5 protein-coding genes are annotated in these 20,772 nt (G+C 53.8%); all 5 read left to right on the top strand.

Annotation, left to right across the window (positions count from 1 at the left end):
* Nucleotides 1–4 precede the first annotated feature (4 nt).
* Nucleotides 5–10,753 carry a non-ribosomal peptide synthetase gene (locus VPR01S_RS01785; protein WP_040902125.1) on the top strand — a complete coding sequence of 3,583 codons (10,749 nt, stop codon included), beginning with the start codon at nucleotides 5–7 and terminating at the stop codon, nucleotides 10,751–10,753.
* Nucleotides 10,750–16,095, top strand: coding sequence for a non-ribosomal peptide synthetase (locus VPR01S_RS01780; RefSeq protein WP_021703578.1), 5,346 nt, complete (start codon nucleotides 10,750–10,752; stop codon nucleotides 16,093–16,095). The genes VPR01S_RS01785 and VPR01S_RS01780 overlap by 4 nt, the downstream gene beginning before the upstream one ends.
* A gap of 136 nt (nucleotides 16,096–16,231) precedes the next feature.
* A complete protein-coding gene (locus VPR01S_RS01775) occupies nucleotides 16,232–18,454 on the top strand; it encodes a TonB-dependent siderophore receptor (protein ID WP_021703577.1) in 2,223 nt (740 codons plus the stop codon).
* Nucleotides 18,444–19,418 carry a GNAT family N-acetyltransferase gene (locus tag VPR01S_RS01770; protein ID WP_021703576.1) on the top strand — a complete coding sequence of 325 codons (975 nt, stop codon included), beginning with the start codon at nucleotides 18,444–18,446 and terminating at the stop codon, nucleotides 19,416–19,418. Before VPR01S_RS01775 ends, VPR01S_RS01770 begins: the two co-directional genes overlap by 11 nt.
* 44 nt (nucleotides 19,419–19,462) lie before the next feature.
* A complete protein-coding gene (locus VPR01S_RS01765; protein ID WP_021703575.1) occupies nucleotides 19,463–20,755 on the top strand; it encodes a lysine N(6)-hydroxylase/L-ornithine N(5)-oxygenase family protein in 1,293 nt (430 codons plus the stop codon).
* Nucleotides 20,756–20,772 lie beyond the last annotated feature (17 nt).

Raw genomic sequence — 20,772 nt, 5'->3', positions numbered from 1 at the left:
TAGTATGTCAGTGGACGATATCGGTATGGCTCCGGCGCAGGCGTCGCAGAGCCCGCTTTCTTATTCTCAACAGCGTTTGTGGCTGTTTCATCAACTTAAGCCGGAAAGCCTGGCTTATAACAACGGTGGCTTACTGTGGCTGACAGGTAAAGACGTCAGCAGCACAGGTATTCAAAGTGCTTATCAGGCCATGCTCGACCATTTCTCCGGTTACCGCTTGCGATTTAATCAGCGAAACGGAGAACCGTATCAATACATTGCCTCGCCAGACGTTACACCGCTCGAGATCCTCGATTTCAGTCAACACGCCGACCCGGCGGCAGCGGTGCAGCAAGATGCCAAAGCTCGCGCTTTAGCGCCGTATGCACTGCTGGGACACAGCCTGGTTCGCGGCTGCATTTATCATTTGGGCAGCGATCAATATGCTTTACTCTTGGCGGCCCATCACCTGATTGTGGACGCCTGGTCGTTAAAGCTGTCGGTGGAGTTTATCGCCTCCGCCCTGCAAGGGGCACCTCTGCCTAAAGCTTCAGACACCTCTTATCTGGACTTTGTTGCTGAGGAAGCGTGCAGTGACGATGAGCTGGCTCAACGTGCTCAGGCGTGGCAGGCACTCTCACTAATTGGTGATGAGCCGTGTCGTCTCAGTAGCCAGAGTGAACCTTCGTATCGTGCAGCCCATTATCTGCATGAGCTGGACGTGAACACAGCAGCCGAACTGAATCAAGCAACCAAATGCCACGGTATCACCCGTTTTGAATTACTCTCGGCGGCACTGTCTCTGACCCTTCAGCGGTATACCAATCACACGCATCCTAGCTTAATGGTACAAGCACTGAACCGCAGTGCGCGTCATCGCCGTAATGTCGGATTCTATGTCAGTAATGTCGTGCTTGGTCAGCGTTGTAAAGCCACAAGACGTGTGAGCGATTATCTGCAAGCCACGCGTGCCACCCTGAAGCAATCCCTGCAATTTGCGGCCCAACCACTAGAGAAGCTGTGTGGCGAACTGGCGCTGCCGACGTTTGCGTTTAACTTTCGTAGTCACGGTGAGGGGCTGAATGTCACGACTGCGGACTTTCAGCTCCAGTTTCAGGAATTCCCGGTGGTTGAAACACCGTTCGAGCTGGTTTTGGATGTGGTCGCTTCAGACCAACTGACGTTGCGTTTCGTCTACGCTGAAGACAAATTCTCCGCCGACTTCATTGAAGGTTTTGTTGCCTCCTATCAGCACATTCTGCAAGGGCTTTGCCAACAGCCCCAGGCATCACTGGCAAGCCTGGACGGATTAAGCGCTCCACAACAGATTCAGTTGGAACAGTTTGCCGGATCCAATGAAGAATGGTCGCCAGTGTTGTTTACTGAGCTGTTCGCCCGTCAGGTGCTTGAACAGCCTCAGGCGATAGCGCTTAAACATGGTTCACAAACGCTGAGTTATCAGCAATTGGACCAGCGCAGCAATCAGCTGGCTCATTGCCTGTTAGAGCAAGGAATTTCACCGGATACGCCGGTGGCCGTGTTGATGGAACGCGGAACCGACATGCTGGTTGCGATGATTGCGGTACTCAAAGCCGGTGGCGCTTTTCTCCCACTGGATCCGGATTATCCCAAGGAACGTCTGAGTTTCATGCTGGCAGACAGCCAGGCGAAGGTCGTTCTGACCCAGGCCGCGCTTACGCCTTTAGCAACGGAACTGACTGCGATACCTACCATCGCAACGGATGCGCTGTCACTGGAACAGTGGCCGGCCAGCACACCGGACACTACCGTCTTACCACAGCAACTGGCTTACCTGATTTATACCTCCGGCTCCACGGGCACACCAAAAGGCGTGGCGGTGGATCACCTCGGGTTGTCTATGCACGTTCAGACCATCGGCCAGCGATATGGCATGACGCCCCAAGATACAGAACTGCACTTTGCCTCCATCAGTTTTGATGGCGCGGTGGAGCGCTGGACGGTGCCGCTGGCGTTTGGATCCAAGCTGGTGATTCGTGACCAGCAGTTATGGACTCCTGAACAGACGACGCAGGTGCTGAGCGAGGAAAACGTCACCATTGCGTGTTTCCCGCCAAGTTATATTGGTCCTTTGCTGGATTGGATTGAACTGACTCAACCTAACTTGTCTCTGCGTTCGGTGACTCTGGGCGGTGAAGCGTTCACCCGGGAAACATTTGAACGGATTCAAAAAGTCATCGCACCGCCGAGAATCATCAACGGTTATGGTCCGACAGAAACGGTCGTCACACCGATGATCTGGAGTGCTTATCCAGAGGATGCCCTGACCAGCGCTTACGCCCCAATTGGTACTGCCGTTGGTGCGCGTCAACTGTACGTACTGGATCAGAATCTGACTCGGCTACCACCGGGCACAATTGGTGAACTGTACATTGGCATGGAAGTCGGTCTGGCACGTGGTTATCTCGATCGGGCAGATTTGACCGCTGAGCGTTTCTTACCGGATCCGTTTTCCGCCAACGGTGAGCGTATGTATCGCACAGGGGATCTGGTGCGTTTTCGCCATGATGGTGTGATGGAATACTTTGGCCGGGTCGATCAGCAAGTCAAAATTCGCGGTTTCAGGGTAGAGCTGGGAGAAATCGAATCCCGCCTGCAAACGCTGACGGGCGCAGAATTCTGTGCGGTGACCGCACACGACTCACCAACGGGCAAGAAGCTGGTGGGGTACGTACAACTGCCGGCGATGCGTCAGTCTGAAGAACACATCTGGCTCAGTAAACTGAGCGACCAGTTACCGGATTACATGGTTCCATCCCGGGTGATGGTGGATGAGCGTCTACCTCTGACTCCGGCTGGTAAAGTGGACAGAAAGTGTCTGCCAGAGCCGGACTGGAGCACACTGACAACGTCAACCCAGCCACTGCAAGGAGACAAACAGCACACATTGGCCAAAATCTGGTGCGAGATCCTGAAACTAGATGTGGTGGGTGCTGACAGCCATTTCTTCGCTCTGGGCGGTGATTCGATCAGCGCCTTGCAACTGGTGGGCAAACTGCGTCAGCAACACTGGCTTTTGACGCCAAAGCAAGTGTTTGATCATCCGGTGTTGGCTGAACTGGCCGAATGCATGACCAGTATTCAAGTGGCGATGGCCGATCAGCACTGCTTGCGGGGCGACGTCGCTCTGTTACCGATGCAGCAACGTTTTCTGCATAATTATCAGTTGAGCCCATGCAACCAATATGTGCGTTTGTCGCTGCCGGCACCGGTTGATGTTGACGCCTTGCATCAGGCGATGAAGCAGCTGATTGATCATCACGACGCACTGCGGTTGACGTTTTCGGCCAATTCGCAGACGCACAGTGCTCACTATGCCGAGCAGGTTGACTTTGCGTTTCATCTGTTTGCCGATGCTATCGATTCAGAGACGGTCCAGCTCGCCGTTGCGCCCGAGCAGGGCAGAACCGTATCCGTGGGAGTGAACGCTGAGCGTGGAGACGTGCTGCTCACCATCCATCATTTGGTGGTGGATGCGCTCTCATGGCCGATATTGCTCAATGATCTGCTGGCGTTTTATCAGGCAAAATTAACTGGCGATACAGCGACCGCTGCGGCGAAAACGCACCATCAGGCAGACTGGCATCAGGCACTGATGATGTATCCGATCTCCGCTCGCGAACATGACTTCTGGCAAGCGCAGCAACAGGCGGCGCATTGGGGTACGAACGCTGACAGTGATGTGCATTCGTTGCAATGGGCGCTGCCGACAGACAAAGCCGTTCAGCTTTTTGCATCCACTCAACAGTTTGCCAAGCTGGATAAAGAGTCAACCTTGTTGGCGCTGGTTTTGGATGCTTTGAGAACCGTCAAAGCCACACCGTCTCTACTGGTTCATAAAGAGAGTCATGGTCGCTACAGCGAATTGTCCGGGTTGGATCTTTCTCGCAGTGTCAACTGGCATACCGCCATGTACCCACTTCATATCGACATACCGCAGGAGCTGGGGGGATTGCTTGCTCAGGTTAAGGATCAGGTGCTGGCTGTCGAGCACGGTGGTATCGGCTATTCTGCCGGTGTTGTGCAGAACCAATGGCAATACGCATCTGAGATTGATGTGCTGTTTAACTACCTCGGCCGGGCAGCCAACGCCGGGCTGAACGAAGGCCTGGTGACGGACTCTGGTTTGTGGCGTCCTGCACATGCTGCGGTTGAAGCGGCGGTGACGCTCAACATTCATGACAACAACGAACAGTTGTTGTTTGACATTGAGGTGGATGGCGAAATATTCCCGGCCGCAGAGCGCCAACGCCTGCTGGATGCGCTCAGCCAAAGCTGGGAAGCGATGTTGCGTTATTGCCAGGAACAGGATCCGATCCTCACAGTGCGTGATGCGCCGGATACCGGCTTGGAACAGTGCACATTAACGGCACTCAGTCACCAGGCTAAGCGCCTGCCACAACGCATTCTGCCGCTGTCGACCTTGCAACAGGGGCTGTATTTCCATGCCCGGTTGTCTGAGGCCAGAAACACCTATGTCAACCAGATCACTTTGCCGATTCACGGCGCCGATCCTGCGCGTCTGGCCGATTGCTGGCAACAATTGATGCGGCGTCACTCGGTGTTGCGTTCGACCGTCAGTCAAATCGACGGGCAAGCGCAACTGATGGTTTGGGATAGTTTGGAAGTACACTGTGAACAGGTTGATGGACTCAAACAGCCGTCGTTTAGTCTCGAAGCATACAAACAGGGCCTGGTTGAGCAAGGCTTTGAGTTAGAGCAACCGCTGAATCAGGAACCTCAACCTCTGTGGCGACTGGATCTGGTGCGTACTGGCGCCGATCAACTGGCGTGTATTTTTACCATTCATCACATTCTGATCGACGGTTGGAGTACCGGTGTTCTGCTTGGGGAATTGTTTGGTCTCTATCAAGGCAAAGCTCTGCCTGCCGTTCAGCATCAATTTGGCGATTATCTACAATGGGTCAGCCAGCAACCGCCACAGAAAGCGGCTGAGTATTGGCAACAGTACCTGAGCGCCGTTGAAGCGCCGACCAAACTGGCGGATGGCTATGGTCACGGTCAGGAGCAGGGACATGTCCGTTTTAATCTGGACATTGATAACCACACTCTGAATCAATGGCAGCATTCGCTACAACAAAATGGCCTGACGCTGAACACTTTGATTCAGGCAGCCTGGTTGTTGACGCTACAACGTTATACTGGCCAGAGCCAGCCCGTGTTCGGAAATACCGTGGCTGGACGGCCAACGTCGTTGACTGGCAGTGAATCCATGGTCGGACTGTTCATCAACACCCTGCCTGTAACCAGCGCGGTGAACTGGCAATACAACATCGCCCAGTGGATGAGTGAGATTCAGGCTCAGACCAGCGCCCAGCGCGAGTTCAGTTACGCTTCGTTGGCGGAAGTGCAGGCGCAGTCACCGCTACAGGGAGAGACGCTGTTTGATACTCTAATGGTCTTTGAGAACTATCCGCTGGACGAGCATCTGTTCCGGGACAGCGGGCTGAGCGTTGGTGAGCCTGACAGCTATGAGTTTACACACTACCCATTAACGCTGGCGGTACTGCCGGGTGAGCAACTGCGGATTGTATTCGCTTATGACAGCGCCCGTTTCAGCCACGAAGACATGCAAGCCCTGTCTGCGACGACGCATCATTACCTGCAACAGCTCGTGGCCAACATCGGTAATCCTTTGAGTGCAGTGCCGGTCCTGGATGAAGCGCAGCATCAACAACTGAACCAGTACCACAAAATCAGTGAACCCTGGCAGTACGTACCGTTTCCAGAACTGCTGAAAAGACAGGTACAGGTTCACGCGGAACATGAAGCATTGGTTGCGTCAGCCCTGAGCCGTCAAACACGCTCCAGCCTGACGTATCGTCAGTTGCACGAGCGCAGTGATGCGGTCGCCGCTGAGTTGGTGGCGCGTGGTATACGTCGTGACGAACGCGTTGGTGTATTGTTCGAACGCGGCAGTGACATGCTGGTGGCGATGATTGGTGTCATGAAAGCCGGTGGGGCTTTCCTGCCGCTAGACCCATCGTATCCGCAAGAGCGTCTCACTTACATGCTGAATGACAGCGGTGCCAAATGTTTGATGTGTGACAGCGCGTCACAGTCACTGGCACAAGAGATGGTGGACGAGATCACCGCACAGTCCAACGACGTGCATGTTCTGCCATTCTCAAACCTGGATCTGAGCCGGACATTGACCCAGGCGCCGGTGATTCTTCCAGACCAACTGGCGTATGTGATTTATACGTCTGGCTCAACCGGCCAGCCCAAAGGTGTGTGTGTATCGCACCTTGGTTTGAGTATGCATGTCCAGACCATTGGTCAACGTTACGGAATGCTACCTGAAGACCGAGAACTTCACTTCGCCTCGATCAGCTTTGATGGCGCGGTGGAGCGCTGGACGGTGCCATTGGCGTTTGGCTCAACACTGGTGATCCGGGATCAACAGCTGTGGAGCGCGCAAGAAACGACGCAGGTACTGGAAGAGGAACGCATCACCATAGCCTGCTTCCCGCCAAGTTATGTCGGCCCGTTGCTGGAGTGGATTGAAGCGACGCAGCCAGCGCTGCATGTTCGTTCATGGACGCTCGGTGGTGAAGCCTTTACCCGCGAAACCTATTTCAGATTACAGAGTACCCTGAACCCGCCACGCATTATCAACGGTTATGGTCCGACGGAAACGGTGGTGACGCCGATGATCTGGCAGGCATACCCACAAACATCACTGGACAGTGCGTATGCGCCGATCGGTACCGCTGTGGGGGCGCGGACCTTGTATGTACTCGACAGCGAATTGCGGCCTGTGCCGCCAGGGGTTAACGGCGAGCTGTACATCGGTGAAGAGGTTGGTCTGGCGCGCGGGTATCTGGACAAGCCGGATCTCAGTGCCGAACGTTTTATGCCGGATCCTTTTGCCGCCAACGGTGAACGAATGTATCGCACTGGCGATCTGGTTCGTTGGCGTGAGGACGGTGTGATGGAGTATTTGGGACGGGCGGATGATCAGATCAAAATCCGTGGGTTCCGAATTGAGCTGGGTGAAATTGAAGCTCGTCTGCAACAAATCAGTCAATCCAAACTGAGCGCCGTTACGGCGTTTGATGGTCCGGCCGGAAAATATTTGGTCGGCTACCTGCAAAGTTCGGACGATGCGGTGGACACGCAACACATTCTGGACGTGATGGCATCGCAGTTACCGGATTACATGGTGCCGTCACAATTGGTCGTGATGGAGACGCTGCCGCTCACACCGGCCAGCAAAGTCGACAAAAAGCGTCTGCCAAGCCCGCAACATGCTCCGTCACAGACGCAATACCAAGCACCGCAAGGCGAGATGGAGCAGCTGCTGGCTGCGGAATGGCAACAACTCTTTGCGCAAGCGCGTGTAAGCCGCCTGGATGACTTCTTCGCGCTGGGTGGACAATCTTTGCTGGCGACTCAACTGGTGGGGCGTTTGCAGCACAAGCATGGTGTTCGCCTGGCCCTGCAAAGCGTGTTTGATGCACCGCAGCTGGCAAAAATGGCGGCGCTGTGCGAACAAACCAAAGAATCCCAGATGACCCTGCAAGCACAGCAACGTCTGGATTATATGCCGGCCAGTGCGGCGCAAAAACGCTTGTGGTTCGTTCAGCAACTCCTGCCAGAAAGCTCGGCGTATCACATGCCATTTGGCCTCAAGTTAACAGGCCCTGTGGATGCCAACTGCTTGGATCGAGCGCTGCAGCATCTGATCTCGCAGCATGAAGTGTTGCGTACGGCTTTGGTTCAGGTCGATGGCGAATTGATGCAGCAAATTTTACCGTATGCTGAGTTTTCGCTGGAGCAGGTGAATGCAACGACCTTGACTTCGTTGGAACAACATCGTCTGGCACGTATCGATCAGGCGTTTGATTTAACCGCGCCGCCTCTGTTACGTGCGGATCTGATTCAGACAGGTGTACAGGAGTATGAGCTGCTGTTGGTGGTGCATCACATTGTGTCGGACGGTGTATCGATGCAGCAACTGGTGCGTAAATTGGCGCAATATTACGCGAGTTTGTGTGCGGGAGAGTCACTCGATCCGACAACGCCAGAACTGGATTACGCCGATTATGCCATCTGGCAGCAACAATGGCTGACCTCCGATGCAGCAGGCCGGGATCTCAAGTGGTGGCAACAAGCGTTGCAACAAGATATCGAACCTTTGGTGCTGCACAGTGATGTCGCTCGTGAACAGCTTAAGACCAAAGGTGAGCGGCATCACTTTATGCTCTCAGAGACGCAGATATCACAGATTACTCAACTGGCGAAGCAACACAACACAACGGCATTTAACGTTTTGCTCAGTTTGTGGCATCTGGTTCTGCACAAATATTCTGGTCGTGATGAGATTCGTGTCGGCATTCCGGTAGCAGGGCGAACACAGCCACAAACGCTCGAGATGCAAGGCTGTTTCATTAACAACCTGGTGGTGCCTGCGCAGATTGATGCGACGCACTCGTATACCGAGCTGTTGGCTAACATCAAGCAGTTTACCGAGCAGGCGCTTAGCCGACAGGATGTGCCGTTTGAAACCTTGGTGGAAACCTTGGGTGTGACTGGCAATCTGCAACACCATCCGTTGTATCAGACCAGCTTCAACTTCCAGCAGTTGGATAGTAAAGCATTCACCGGATGGGGAGCTCTGGAAGCAGAATTGTTTGACCCAGGGGTGGCGGCAGCGCAACTTGAACTGAGCCTGGATGTTCAGCAGTACAGTGATGGCCGCTGGGGCGGATTCATTAACTACGCTTCTCCGGTCTTTGACGAGGGGTTTGCCCAAGGTCTGCTGATGCATTGGTTATTGCTGCTGGAACAGGTTGCGGATAACAGCGCGCGCACTGTTGCTGAGCTGAATTTGGTGGATAGCGAACAACTTGCTGCATTGGCGCAATTCAATGCCACTGAACATGCATGGGGTGAGATGTTGCCCCCACCACTGGCGATCATGCGTCAGGCGGCGGCGACACCGCAGGCCACGGCGCTGGTGATGGGCGAGGAAGTCCTGACTTATGCAGAGTTTGATCGCCGGGTGAATCAGCTGGCCAACTGGTTACGGACGCAAGGCGTGCGGGAAGAGAGCCGGGTGGGGCTGGGACTGCCGCGTTCGATCGAACTGGTGATTGGCCTGCATGCGATCACCCGAGCGGGAGGCGCATATGTGCCACTCGACCCCGGCTATCCACAAGAGCGACTGAACTACATTCTCGAATCGGCGGATGTTTCACTGCTTTTGACGGATCAATCCACTCAGGCGCTGTGGCCGGATAATCCTCATTGTCAGTACGTGGCGCTGGATACGCTGGACGTTTCACAGCAGCCGGACTCAGCGCCTGACGTGGCCTGGCACGCCGATCAGGCACTGTACGTCATTTTTACCTCGGGTTCGACGGGCTTACCGAAAGGCGTGGTCAATACTCAGTCTGCGTTGCACAACCGTTTGGCCTGGATGCAGGGCGAATATCAACTGGATAGCAGCGATTGTGTGTTACAGAAAACCCCCTTCAGCTTTGATGTCTCGGTGTGGGAATTCTTCTGGCCGTTGATGTACGGAGCTCGTTTGGCGGTGGCTGAGCCAGAAGCTCACCGTCAACCAGAATGGTTGCACCGGACGATTCAAAATTATCAGGTCACCACCATACATTTCGTGCCGTCAATGCTGCAGGCATTTGCTGCGGATACGGACGTGTCCGCTTGTCTGAGCCTGAAGCGAATTCTCTGTAGCGGAGAAGCGTTACCAGCGGAGCTGAGTGAAAAAGTGCTGACCAACGCGCCGCATTGCCAGTTGCATAATCTTTACGGCCCGACGGAGGCGGCAATCGATGTGTCCTATTGGCAATGCCAGTTACCTGTTGGTAAGCGTATTCCGATTGGCCATGCGATCAGCAATACCCAATTGCATGTATTGGATGACTGCTGGAATCCGGTGCCTGTTGGTGTACCGGGTGAGCTGTATCTCGCCGGCGATGGTCTGGCCCGCGAATATCTGTTGCGTGCTGATCTGACTGCAGACCGCTTTGTGCCTAACCCTTGGGGAGCTCCGGGCTCACGGATGTATCGCACGGGGGATCAGGTGGTTCGTCTGCCGGATGGACGTCTTGAGTACCTAGGTCGCCTTGATCATCAGGTCAAGATCCGCGGTCTACGTATTGAATTGGAAGAGATTGAAAACGTTCTGAATCAACTTGCGTGGGTTGAAGAGTCCGCAGTGGTGGCCTTTGAGCACCAGACCGGCACCCAGTTGGTGGCCTATGTGATCTGCGCCAACTGGCATGACGCCAGTCAGGATCAGGTCAAAGCCCACCTTGGCGAACACTTGCCGGATTACATGGTGCCGTCGGTGTATGTATCGCTGACGAGTATGCCATTGTCTCCCAACGGCAAACGTGATCGTAAAGCGTTGCCGGATCCGCAGTGGCATCAGGTCGCATACCGGGCACCTGCCAGTGAGCTTGAGTTGTGGTTTGCCCAGCGTTGGCAGGACGCATTGCAATTAGATCGGGTGGGGCTGGACGACAACTTCTTCGCGCTGGGTGGACACTCATTGCTGGCAACCCGAATTGTGGCTCAGGCACAAAAAGAACTGGGTTTGAACCTGACCCTGAAAGCGTTCTTTTCCGCCAATACGTTGCAGGCACTGACCGATAACCTGCAACCCCAGTATCAGACTCAAAACGAACAAGAACAGGATGAACTCGACGCAATGGCCGCATTGATGGACGAGTTGGAATTGCTATGACAGCTAAAATAGACAAATTTGCGCTGGCCAAGCGCTTTTTACAGTTAGGCGAACAGGAGCAGGCGAAATTTATTGCGCTACTGGATGCCAAAGGCATGAACTTTGAGAAGTTGCCGATCGTTGCCGCAGACGCTCAGCGCACGGCGCCACTCTCGCCAGCGCAACGTCGGCTATGGAATATCTATCAGCTAGATGCTGGCAACAGTGCGTACCACATCAGTGGTGGCTTTGAACTCAAAGGTGAACTGGATATTGCGCGTCTTGAACAGGCGCTGCATCAGGTGATGGATAAACAGCACGCGCTGCGTACCCGTTTTATCGAAGATGAGGCAGGGGAGATGGTTCAACACATAGAGCGTCAGCCCATTGCGCATGTTCAGCAGGTTAACGGCCAGCATCTGACGACTCAGGAGCTGGCGCAACTGGCGGCGGAATTTATCCGCCAGCCGTTTGATCTCGCCCACGAGCTGCCGGTCAGAATGCAGTGTATCCAGGTTGGGGCGCAATCTGCACATCTGCACATTGTTATGCACCACCTGGTATCGGATGGTTGGTCTATCGGCGTGTTTATGCGTGATCTGGTTGCGGCTTATCAGGGCGCGACTCTGACCGCACCGGATGTCCAATATCGTGATTTCTCGTTGTGGCAATCAGCGTTGCTGCGTGCCGGAAAAGGGGAGCAGGATCTGGACTATTGGCGCCGGGAAACCGGTGCCACGCAACCGGAGAAACTGTTTGCCTGGCAAGGACAAGTGGTACCGAATCAGCGCCGTGAAGCCGCTCAAATACATCATCAGTTGGATATTGCTGAACGCGATGCCGTCAGTCAGATGGCCAGACAACTGAACGTAACGCCATCCAGTTTATGGCTGGCGTTGTGGCAAACGGCGTTGCACAAACAGACTGGCCGCAGTGATGTGTCTGTTGGCATGCCGATGGCCAACCGTGAACGTGGTGAAGTGTCTGAACTCATTGGCTTTTTTGTCAATACCATGGTTATTGCTCAGCAAATGGAACCGAGTCAGACGCTCAAGCATGTGGCAATGAGCACGCATGCCAAAGTTTTAGAGGCGCAGCAACATCAACTGTTGCCGTTTGATCAGGTGGTAGAGCACCTGGTTCAGGAGCGCATCGCCGGGGAAACACCGCTGTTTCAGGTACTGTTTAATCATCAGGTCAGTGCGGTGGGCAGCGTTCAGTTTGCACCTGGATTGCATGCCACTCCGCTTAGTGGTCAGGGACAGTTTGCTCTGTTCGATGTGGCTTTGGACGTGCTGGAAACCGAACACGGTGTCTCGTTGACGCTGACGTATGCCAAAGACAGAATCCGTGACGGGCAGATGAAGGCGCTGGCGGCAGGTTTGATAACGCTGACCAACAACCTAGCGCAAAACCTCAATCAGACCCTGGCTCGTTTAAATGTGCTCAGCCAGCCACAACGCGAACAATTGCAGCAGTTGGCGCAGCCGGAAGGGCAATGGCGCTATCAATCTGTTCCCACACTGATTGATCAGCATGCGACGTTGCGCCCCCACGCCATCGCATTGAAACAAGGCGAGCAGGCGGTCACCTTTGCCGAATTGAAACAGCGCTCGGATATGCTTGCCGCAGAATTGATGCGTCATGGTGTCGTACGGGATCAGGCTGTGGGTGTGTTGTACGAGCGTGGCGGTGACATGATCGTCGCGATGATCGCGGTGATGAAAGCCGGCGGGGCTTTCCTGCCGTTGGACCCAGATTATCCGACCCAGCGTCTGGCGTATATGCTAGATGATGCGGGTGCGCATTGTTTGCTGAGTCAGTCTCACCTGAACTCGCGTTGGGAGGACATTTCCGCTCAGCTTCAACAGCATCAGGTCGAGCCGCTATGGACCGACAAACTGGATGACGCTGCGTCGGTATCGGTACTGCCTGAGATTCTGCCTGACCAGTTGGCGTACATCATTTATACCTCCGGTTCGACGGGCAAGCCGAAAGGCGTTGCGATTGCGCACGATGGTATCAGCATGCACGTGCAGACGATTGGTCATCAATACGGAATGACACCACAGGACGTCGAGCTGCACTTTGCCTCCATCAGCTTCGATGGCGCAGTAGAGCGCTGGACCGTGCCACTGGCCTTTGGTTCGCGTTTGGTGATCCGCGATCAGACATTATGGAGCGCAGAGCAAACCTGTCAGGTACTACAAGATGAGTCGGTGACCATCGCCTGTTTCCCGCCAAGTTATGTTGGCCCATTACTGGACTGGATAGAACAAACGCAGCCGGAGTTACAAGTCCGCTCGTGGACTTTAGGGGGCGAAGCCTTTACCCGCGAGACCTATGACCGATTGCAGCGTGTGGTGAAGCCGCCGCGCATTATTAACGGTTATGGGCCGACCGAAACGGTAGTGACGCCCATGATCTGGCGCGCATATCCACATGATACGTTACAAAGTGCCTATGCACCCATCGGTCAGCCTGTCGGTCAGCGACGTTTGTACGTCCTCGATAATCAGTTGAGCCTGGTGGCGCCTGGAGAGGTAGGAGAGTTATACATCGGTGATGAAGTCGGCTTAGCCCGAGGTTATCTGGCACGTCCGGATCTGACCGCAGAACGCTTCGTTCCGGACCCGTTCCACCGAGAGGGACAACGTATGTACCGCACCGGAGATTTGGTGCGCTGGCGTGATGATGGCGTGATGGAGTACTTAGGCCGCGTCGATCAGCAGGTCAAAATCCGTGGTTTCCGAATTGAATTGGGTGAGATTGAGTCGTTATTGCAACAAATCTCTGGCGTGAAGACCTGTGTGGTTGCAGCGTATCAGAGAGGCAGCCTCAGCCAACTGGTGGGGTATTTGTACGGGCACGGCGCGAAGGAATGTGACCAGAAGCTGGTATTGTCACAACTGGCGGAGACACTTCCGGACTACATGGTGCCGTCTCAACTCGTGGTGCTTGACTCGCTGCCGCTGACACCGGCAGGCAAGATTGACCGCAACGCACTGCCGTTGCCGGAACTGGAGAATCACTCCAGCCATACGGTACCGCCACAGGGAGACAAAGAGCAGCTTATCGCCACGTTATGGCAAGATCTGTTGGGTCTCAATGACGTCAATCGTGACGACAGTTTCTTTGCGCTGGGGGGCGATTCGATATTGTGTCTGCAACTGGTGAGCAAGCTGAAGCTGGCTGGATACAGCATCACACCGAAACAGATTTTTGCAGCACCAGTGCTAAAACAGTTGGCGGCCAGCTTGCAAGCGGCTCGTGAAGAGCAGGAGCGTGCTTTACCGACGGAACCGTTTGGCCTGATGCCCATCCAGGCGCATTTTCTGGCGCAAAATTTTGCCGAACCCAATCACTGGAATCAGCATGTGTGCCTGGAGCTGAAACAGGAAATGGACTTGGCGGCATTGCAAGGAGCGCTCGGTGCGCTGGTGTCGCATCACCCTTCACTGCGTCTGGCGTTTAGTCAAACCTCTGAAGGCTGGCAGCAAAGCTATCAAACAGCAGTATCACACGAGGTGTTGTGGCAGAGTGACCTTGAGGATGTACAAGAATTTGAGGCGTTCGCCCACGAGCTGCAAACCAGTCTGGATATCCAGGCAGGACGTCTGATTCAGGCTGGCTATGCGCGCATTAACGGACAGTTAAGCCGTTTGATGATCGTCATTCATCACCTGGCGGTTGATGGTGTGTCGTGGCGCGTATTGATGGATGATCTATGGCGGGCGTATCAGCAGCAGTTGGCTGGTCAAACTGTGTCGTTGCCAGCCAACTATGCAAGTCTGGATCGTGCAGTGACGCAACTGGCTAAATGGCGAGAGAGTGAGACATTCAGTCAGCAAAGCGCCTACTGGGATGCACACCTTAGTACATCATCGGATGACGCACCTGTGCCCGCTTTCTATCGTGACCGAACGGTCGTCAATGTGGCAATGGATGCGAAACCGACATCAGCACTATTACAAAGCGAACGGCTCAATGCACGTCTGATTGAAGCCTTGAGTCGGGTACTGTTGCAGGATGATGGCACGAGCCTGACCATCAACCTGGAAGGTCACGGCCGCGAGGAGTCAGTTTTTGGCGAACTGGATCTCAGCCGCATGGTTGGCTGGATGACCAGCCTGTATCCGCTGAGGGTCTCGAAAAATGACGACGCAGCGGCGATCACCGAACATCTGGAGAAGGTTCGCGTGGATGGTGGCATCAGTTTCGGCAGCCGATATCTCGACGACTCACACCAGGAGGTGCCCGCTGACGTGACGTTTAACTATTTAGGACAGTACAGCGCCAATCAGTTTTCTCACTGGTGTCAGCCGGTGGTATCCGGGTCGGCGGACCAATCAGGTGATAACACCATGTTAACGCCACTGATGATCAATGTGCAGGTGGTGGACGGCAAACTTTCGGCGGGCTGGGAGTTTGCGACCAGTCATTATACGCAGCCGCAGATTCAGACGTTTGCCCATCAGTGGCTGGAGGTGCTCAAGGAGCTTACTGTTCAGGAGGAGAATACGCCAGTGCGAGCGGATCGCCAACTGGCAGAAACGCTCAACTCATACCAGCCGGAAGCGCGGCCTGTGTTCTGCGTTCATCCGGTGACAGGGCGTGTGGTTGGCTATCAAAAACTCGCGCAAGCGCTTAACGGACAACGGACGGTGTATGGCATTCAGTCACAAAGTTTTGTTTACCCGGACAAATTTGATGTGTCTTTTCGTGAGATGGCAGACACGTACTGCGCCACGATTCGTGAGATACAGCCACAAGGGCCATATACCCTGGTGGGTTGGTCGCTAGGGGGCGCTCTGTGCCAGGAAATCACCGCGCGACTTGAACGCCTGGGTGAAGCGGTCGACTTCGTCGGTTTGCTCGATTGCTACGTACCGGGAACGGAGATCGCCGAAGATCAATGGCAGTCGCCACAGGCCAAAGCCAAACTGATCCATCATCTGGAAATGCTGTTAGGGGAATTGTCGGCAGAGCAAAAAGAGACGTGTCTGGCGGCGTTTGATGCAACCAGCGCCGACCAGTGGCCGATGGTTTTCAATCATTGGCTGGCCAGCCATCAGTTTGACCCTTACATGGCGCAGAGTGCGCAGCAGATGCTGTACAGCTGGGCGGTTGAGCAGCACATGCGCGCTTTGTGTCATGAGTATTGTTTGCCATCAGTGAGCACGCCACTGACGGCGTATTGGGCGGGAGAGCCTGCACAGCGTCATACCTGGTTGTGTGATGAGCTAAGAGCCATCAACACACTGGCCGACAGTCAGGTGTTTGATACCGACCACCTTGGCATCGTTCAGCACGATGCGGTGATCGCCCAACTTAAGCAAGCGCTTGTTATCAAAAGTTTATAGAACGGTGTTTATTAATTAACGGGTTCCATTTCTAACGAAAACTCGTTACACTCCGTTAGCAATTTAATGCTAATGATAATAATTATCATAACTATTAGTTGAATTATTTATTGGCGCCGAATACAAGGAGAAAGACATGAGTCGGCACTTTATGCTTAGTCAGACGTCGCTCGCAGTGGTACTAGCTTTGACGGCTGGTGCGGTACAAGCAGCAGAAGAAGAGACAGTAGTGGTGGTTGGTCAACAGGAAGACAGCTCTGTTGGCCCTGATTTCAGCTACCTTGGTATCAGTAGTCGTACTGCAACCAAAACCGATTTACCCATCAGTGAAACCCCTCGAGCGGTATCCGTGGTGACTCGTGAACAGATGGATGACCGCGCATCGGTCAGCATCTCGGATGCGTTGCAATACACGCCAAGCATCCAAACCAACTATTACGGTGAAGATAACAAGCAGGACTGGTTTGTTATTCGTGGTTTCCAGCAAGCGGGCGCAGGCTTGTATCAGGACGGTACGCGTCTTTATTCGGCCGGCTTTTACAGCTGGCAGATCGACCCGTTCGGTCTGGAACGAGTTGAAATTTTGCGTGGCCCGGCTTCGGTCCTGTATGGACAAAACCCACCGGGCGGTGTGATCAACGTGGTCAGCAAACGACCACAATTTAATGGTGGCTCAGGCCAGGTTGCCGTTGAGTACGGCTCTTTTGACCGTAAGCAGATTAGCCTGGATGTGAACAGCGAGATCAACGATGAGCTGGCGTTCCGATTGCTGGCTCTGGGTCGTAAAAACGGCACTCGCGTCGATAACGTAGAAGCCGAGCGACTGTTCCTGGCACCATCACTGGCCTGGAAAATCAGCGACGACACCAAACTGACGGTATTGACCAGCTATCAGAAAGACGACTCTGATCCGTATCTTCAGTTCCTGCCGATGGAAGGCACGCTGACGGACAATCCGAATGGCAAAATCTCTGACAGCACCGCGATTGGTAACCCGGATTGGGAAAAGTTCGAACGTGAACAATTGTCACTGGGCTATGAGTTTGAACATGCGTTCAACAGTGATCTGTCTTTCTTCCAGGCGGCTCGATACAGTCGAATGGACATCGATCTGCGTCAGATCTACTCATTAAATTACTCGGCGGATACCGCTGGTCTGGGACCATTGTTGGATCCGACGGGCGAGCGTCAAACTGTGTTGCGCGGCGCGTCGACCGAAGAAGGTCATTCGGACGCTTTCAACATGGATAACCGTATTGTCTACGCGTTCAACACTGGCATGGTAGACCATACGCTGCTGGCTGGGATCGATTACCAGCAAATCAAGATCAAGAGTAAAGATTTTGCGGCGGATCCTTTGGTCGCAGATGGTAATGATCTACTCAACACGCCACTTGGTGTGCTACCAAATCCGAACTTCAATGTGTATCAGCCAAGCTACACCAACAACATTGTGCTGGTTGACTCATCAACCTTCCAGCCGTTGACGGATGCCGATCGCGAAACACGCAAGATCGAAAACCGCCAATTGGGTCTGTACCTGCAGGATCAACTGCGTATTGCTAACCGCTGGGTGGTGCAAGCGGGCGTTCGTTATGACGATGCGACCAATAAGCAGCACAACACCTCAACGGGTGACAAATGGAAAGCCGATTACGAAGAGTGGACCACCAGTCTGGGCGGTGCATACGTCAGTGATATTGGCCTGACGCCTTATGTCAGCTACGCGCAGTCGTTCGAACCGATTCTGGATACGCGTCTGGCAGAACAGCCGTCGAAACCAGAACGTGGTGAGAGCTATGAAGCCGGTCTGAAGTATCAGCCTCGCAGCTTCGATGGTTACTTTAACGTAGCCGCTTACCAAGTGACCAAAGAGAACCTGCTGCAAGTGGCAGGAAATGACGTCAGCCAAGTGGGCGAAGTGCGCAACCGCGGTATTGAGTTCGAAGCCGTTGCCAACGTCACACCGTCTCTGACGCTGATTGGTAATCTGTCTTTCATCGACTCGGAAATCACCGAAGACACCGATGCAGCGAAAGTCGGCAAACGTCCGGCTCAGGTAGCTGACAAACTGGCGTCAGCATGGGCCCACTACCGCTTTATCGGTGGTACGTTGGATGGCCTGGCCATTGGCGGTGGTGCTCGTTACATCGGTGACACATACGGTGACAACTACGAGCAGAACAAAGTTCCGTCTTATACCTTGTATGACGCGACCATCAGCTACCGTTTCGATGACTACAAGTTCCAGGTCGCCGCGAAGAATATCTTCGACAAAGAGTACGTTGCGACTTGTAACTACTACTGTTGGTACGGCGATCGTCGCAACATCATCGCGAGCATCAGTTATGACTGGTAACGCGACTCAAAGCCTGAACACTCTGCCCGCAGGGCAGAGTGTGTCACAGCAAGGCGATATGTGCTGTGTGGAATTGGGGCTGGGCAAACTGCTGGTCAGCAAGGAAGTGGACGGATTCTGGCAGGTTAAGCAGTTGAGTGTGGCCGGAGAAGATACCTTGCGTGCGCTGGCTTTGGCTTTTGAGCACACGGCAGAGATCCGTTGTCTGGACGTTGGCGATGTGACCGTCCCAGAATTGGAGCCGTTACTTTACGTGAGTGAGCAGGGGCTGCGCCTACTGTGGCGTGAAGCCTTGATGCAGCAACCTCAGTTGTGGCTCAAGCAGGCGGATGTTCAACCTTACCCGCACAAGCAGGTGCTGACCAAAGCCGGCTATCATCCGATGCGTGCCAAAGCAAAACAGGGCGAAGTGTACCGACGTTATATCCCGCAACTTGAACAGACGTTGACTCTGGTGGGGCTTGATGTTGAAACGCACCTTCCGTTCTTCCATCGTTGGCAGAACCGTGAGCGTGTTGCGGCGTTTTGGGAGCAGACCGGTACCCTTGAAGAGCATAAAACTTACCTGCAAGAACAGGTTACCAACAACAAAAATCAATTGTTGGTTGTTTGCCTGAATAACGAACCGTTTGCCTACATTGAAGCCTATTGGACCAAAGAAGATCGCATCGGTCCGTATTACCACGCCGGTGACTATGACCGTGGCATTCACATGCTGGTGGGCGAAGAACATCACCGTGGCGCGCATAAGGTTGCGGCTTGGCTGCCGTCGGTGTGCCACTTCCTGTACCTGTCCGACCCACGGACAGAGAAAATTGTCAGTGAACCACGTGCTGACAACGGCAAAATGATCGGTTATCTGCAAAAACACGGTTTCGCCAAAGTAAAAGAATTCGACTTCCCTCATAAGAGGGCAGCGTTGATGTGTCAGTTGAGAGATACCTTCTTCAGCGACCATTTTTGATGGTATCTCATGGATAGTGTCCAGAAAAAATAACGAGGTTTAGAATGACAGACCAGATAAAGGAATACGACGTGCTAGGTGTGGGTTTCGGCCCGGCAAACCTTTCTATCGCCATTGCGCTTGAAGAGCAGGCGCAGGCTCATGATTTAAGTTACTGCTTCCTGGAGCAGAAACCGCAGTTCGAATGGCATGGCGGCATGCTACTCGATGGGACCCGCATGCAGATCTCCTGCTTAAAAGACCTGGTAACACAGCGCAACCCGACCAGCCCGTATTCGTTTATTAACTATCTCCATGCCCATGGTCGGTTGAACTCATTCATTAACCTCGGCAGCCTGACACCATCGCGCGTCGAGTTTAACGACTACCTGACCTGGGTGGCGAAACAGTTTGATGCCGTCGCTCAGTACGGTCAGCGCGTGATTGATATTGAACCCATTGAAGAACAGGGCCAAATTGAAAAAGTACGTGTGGTTTCGAGTGACATTCATGGCAACCAGACCGTACGTATTGCTAAAAATCTGATCATCAGTATGGGTGGGATGCCAAAAATTCCGGAACTGTTCGCCGGTTTTGAAGACGATAAAGTGGTGCACTCTTCGCGCTATAAAGTCTGGCGCGATCAGTTTGACACCCAGGGCAGAGCGCCAAAAATTGCCGTGGTGGGCGCAGGTCAGAGTGCGGCAGAAATCTTTGTCGATCTGACCAACCGCCACGAAGCGGGTGAAGTGCACCTGGTGAACCGTAACTTTGCGTTACATCCGGCGGATGACAGTGCCTTTGTCAATGAGATATTTAACCCGGAATTCACGGATCACGTTTACGACAGTAATCAGGACGAACGCAAGCACATTCTGGCACGGTTTGCTGGCACCAACTATTCCGTGGTGGACACCGAAGAGCTAAATGCGATCTACGAGCGTTTGTATATGCAGCAGGTGACCGGAGAAGGTTCTCATCAGCATTTACGCTGCCATGATATTCAGGAAGTCGGTCTGAAAGACAGCAAAGTGTCACTGCGTTATCACGATCGTATTCACCGTACCCAGATGTGGCAAGAGTACGATGCGGTTGTATTAGCGACTGGCTATCGTTATGATATGTTCAATCAGATGCTTAATAAGCTTGAACCGATGAAGGCAGACAAACAGGTAGAACGTCGCTACCGTTTGCCGATGAAAGAGAATTGCCAGGTGAATGTTTTCCTGCAAGGTTGCTGCGAAACATCCCATGGGCTGAGTGACACGCTTCTGTCTGTGCTGGCGGTGCGTTCCCAAGAGGTTGTTGACTCCCTCCTCGCGAATACCGACAAGCACAAGCAGGCGGTCAGCGCTTAGACGTTAGACCGTGAAAT

Source organism: Vibrio proteolyticus NBRC 13287 (assembly GCF_000467125.1).
Classification (GTDB): domain Bacteria; phylum Pseudomonadota; class Gammaproteobacteria; order Enterobacterales; family Vibrionaceae; genus Vibrio; species Vibrio proteolyticus.
Note: the sequence above shows the minus strand (reverse complement) of the source record. Positions and strands in the feature narration are given on the sequence as shown.

Excerpts from the sequence above, each read along its gene's own strand:
- VPR01S_RS01785 (WP_040902125.1), top strand. The coding sequence starts at position 5 with ATGTCAGTGGACGATATCGGTATGGCTCCGGCGCAGGCGTCGCAGAGC.
- VPR01S_RS01780 (WP_021703578.1), top strand. The coding sequence starts at position 10,750 with ATGACAGCTAAAATAGACAAATTTGCGCTGGCCAAGCGCTTTTTACAG.
- VPR01S_RS01775 (WP_021703577.1), top strand. The coding sequence starts at position 16,232 with ATGAGTCGGCACTTTATGCTTAGTCAGACGTCGCTCGCAGTGGTACTA.
- VPR01S_RS01770 (WP_021703576.1), top strand. The coding sequence starts at position 18,444 with ATGACTGGTAACGCGACTCAAAGCCTGAACACTCTGCCCGCAGGGCAG.
- VPR01S_RS01765 (WP_021703575.1), top strand. The coding sequence starts at position 19,463 with ATGACAGACCAGATAAAGGAATACGACGTGCTAGGTGTGGGTTTCGGC.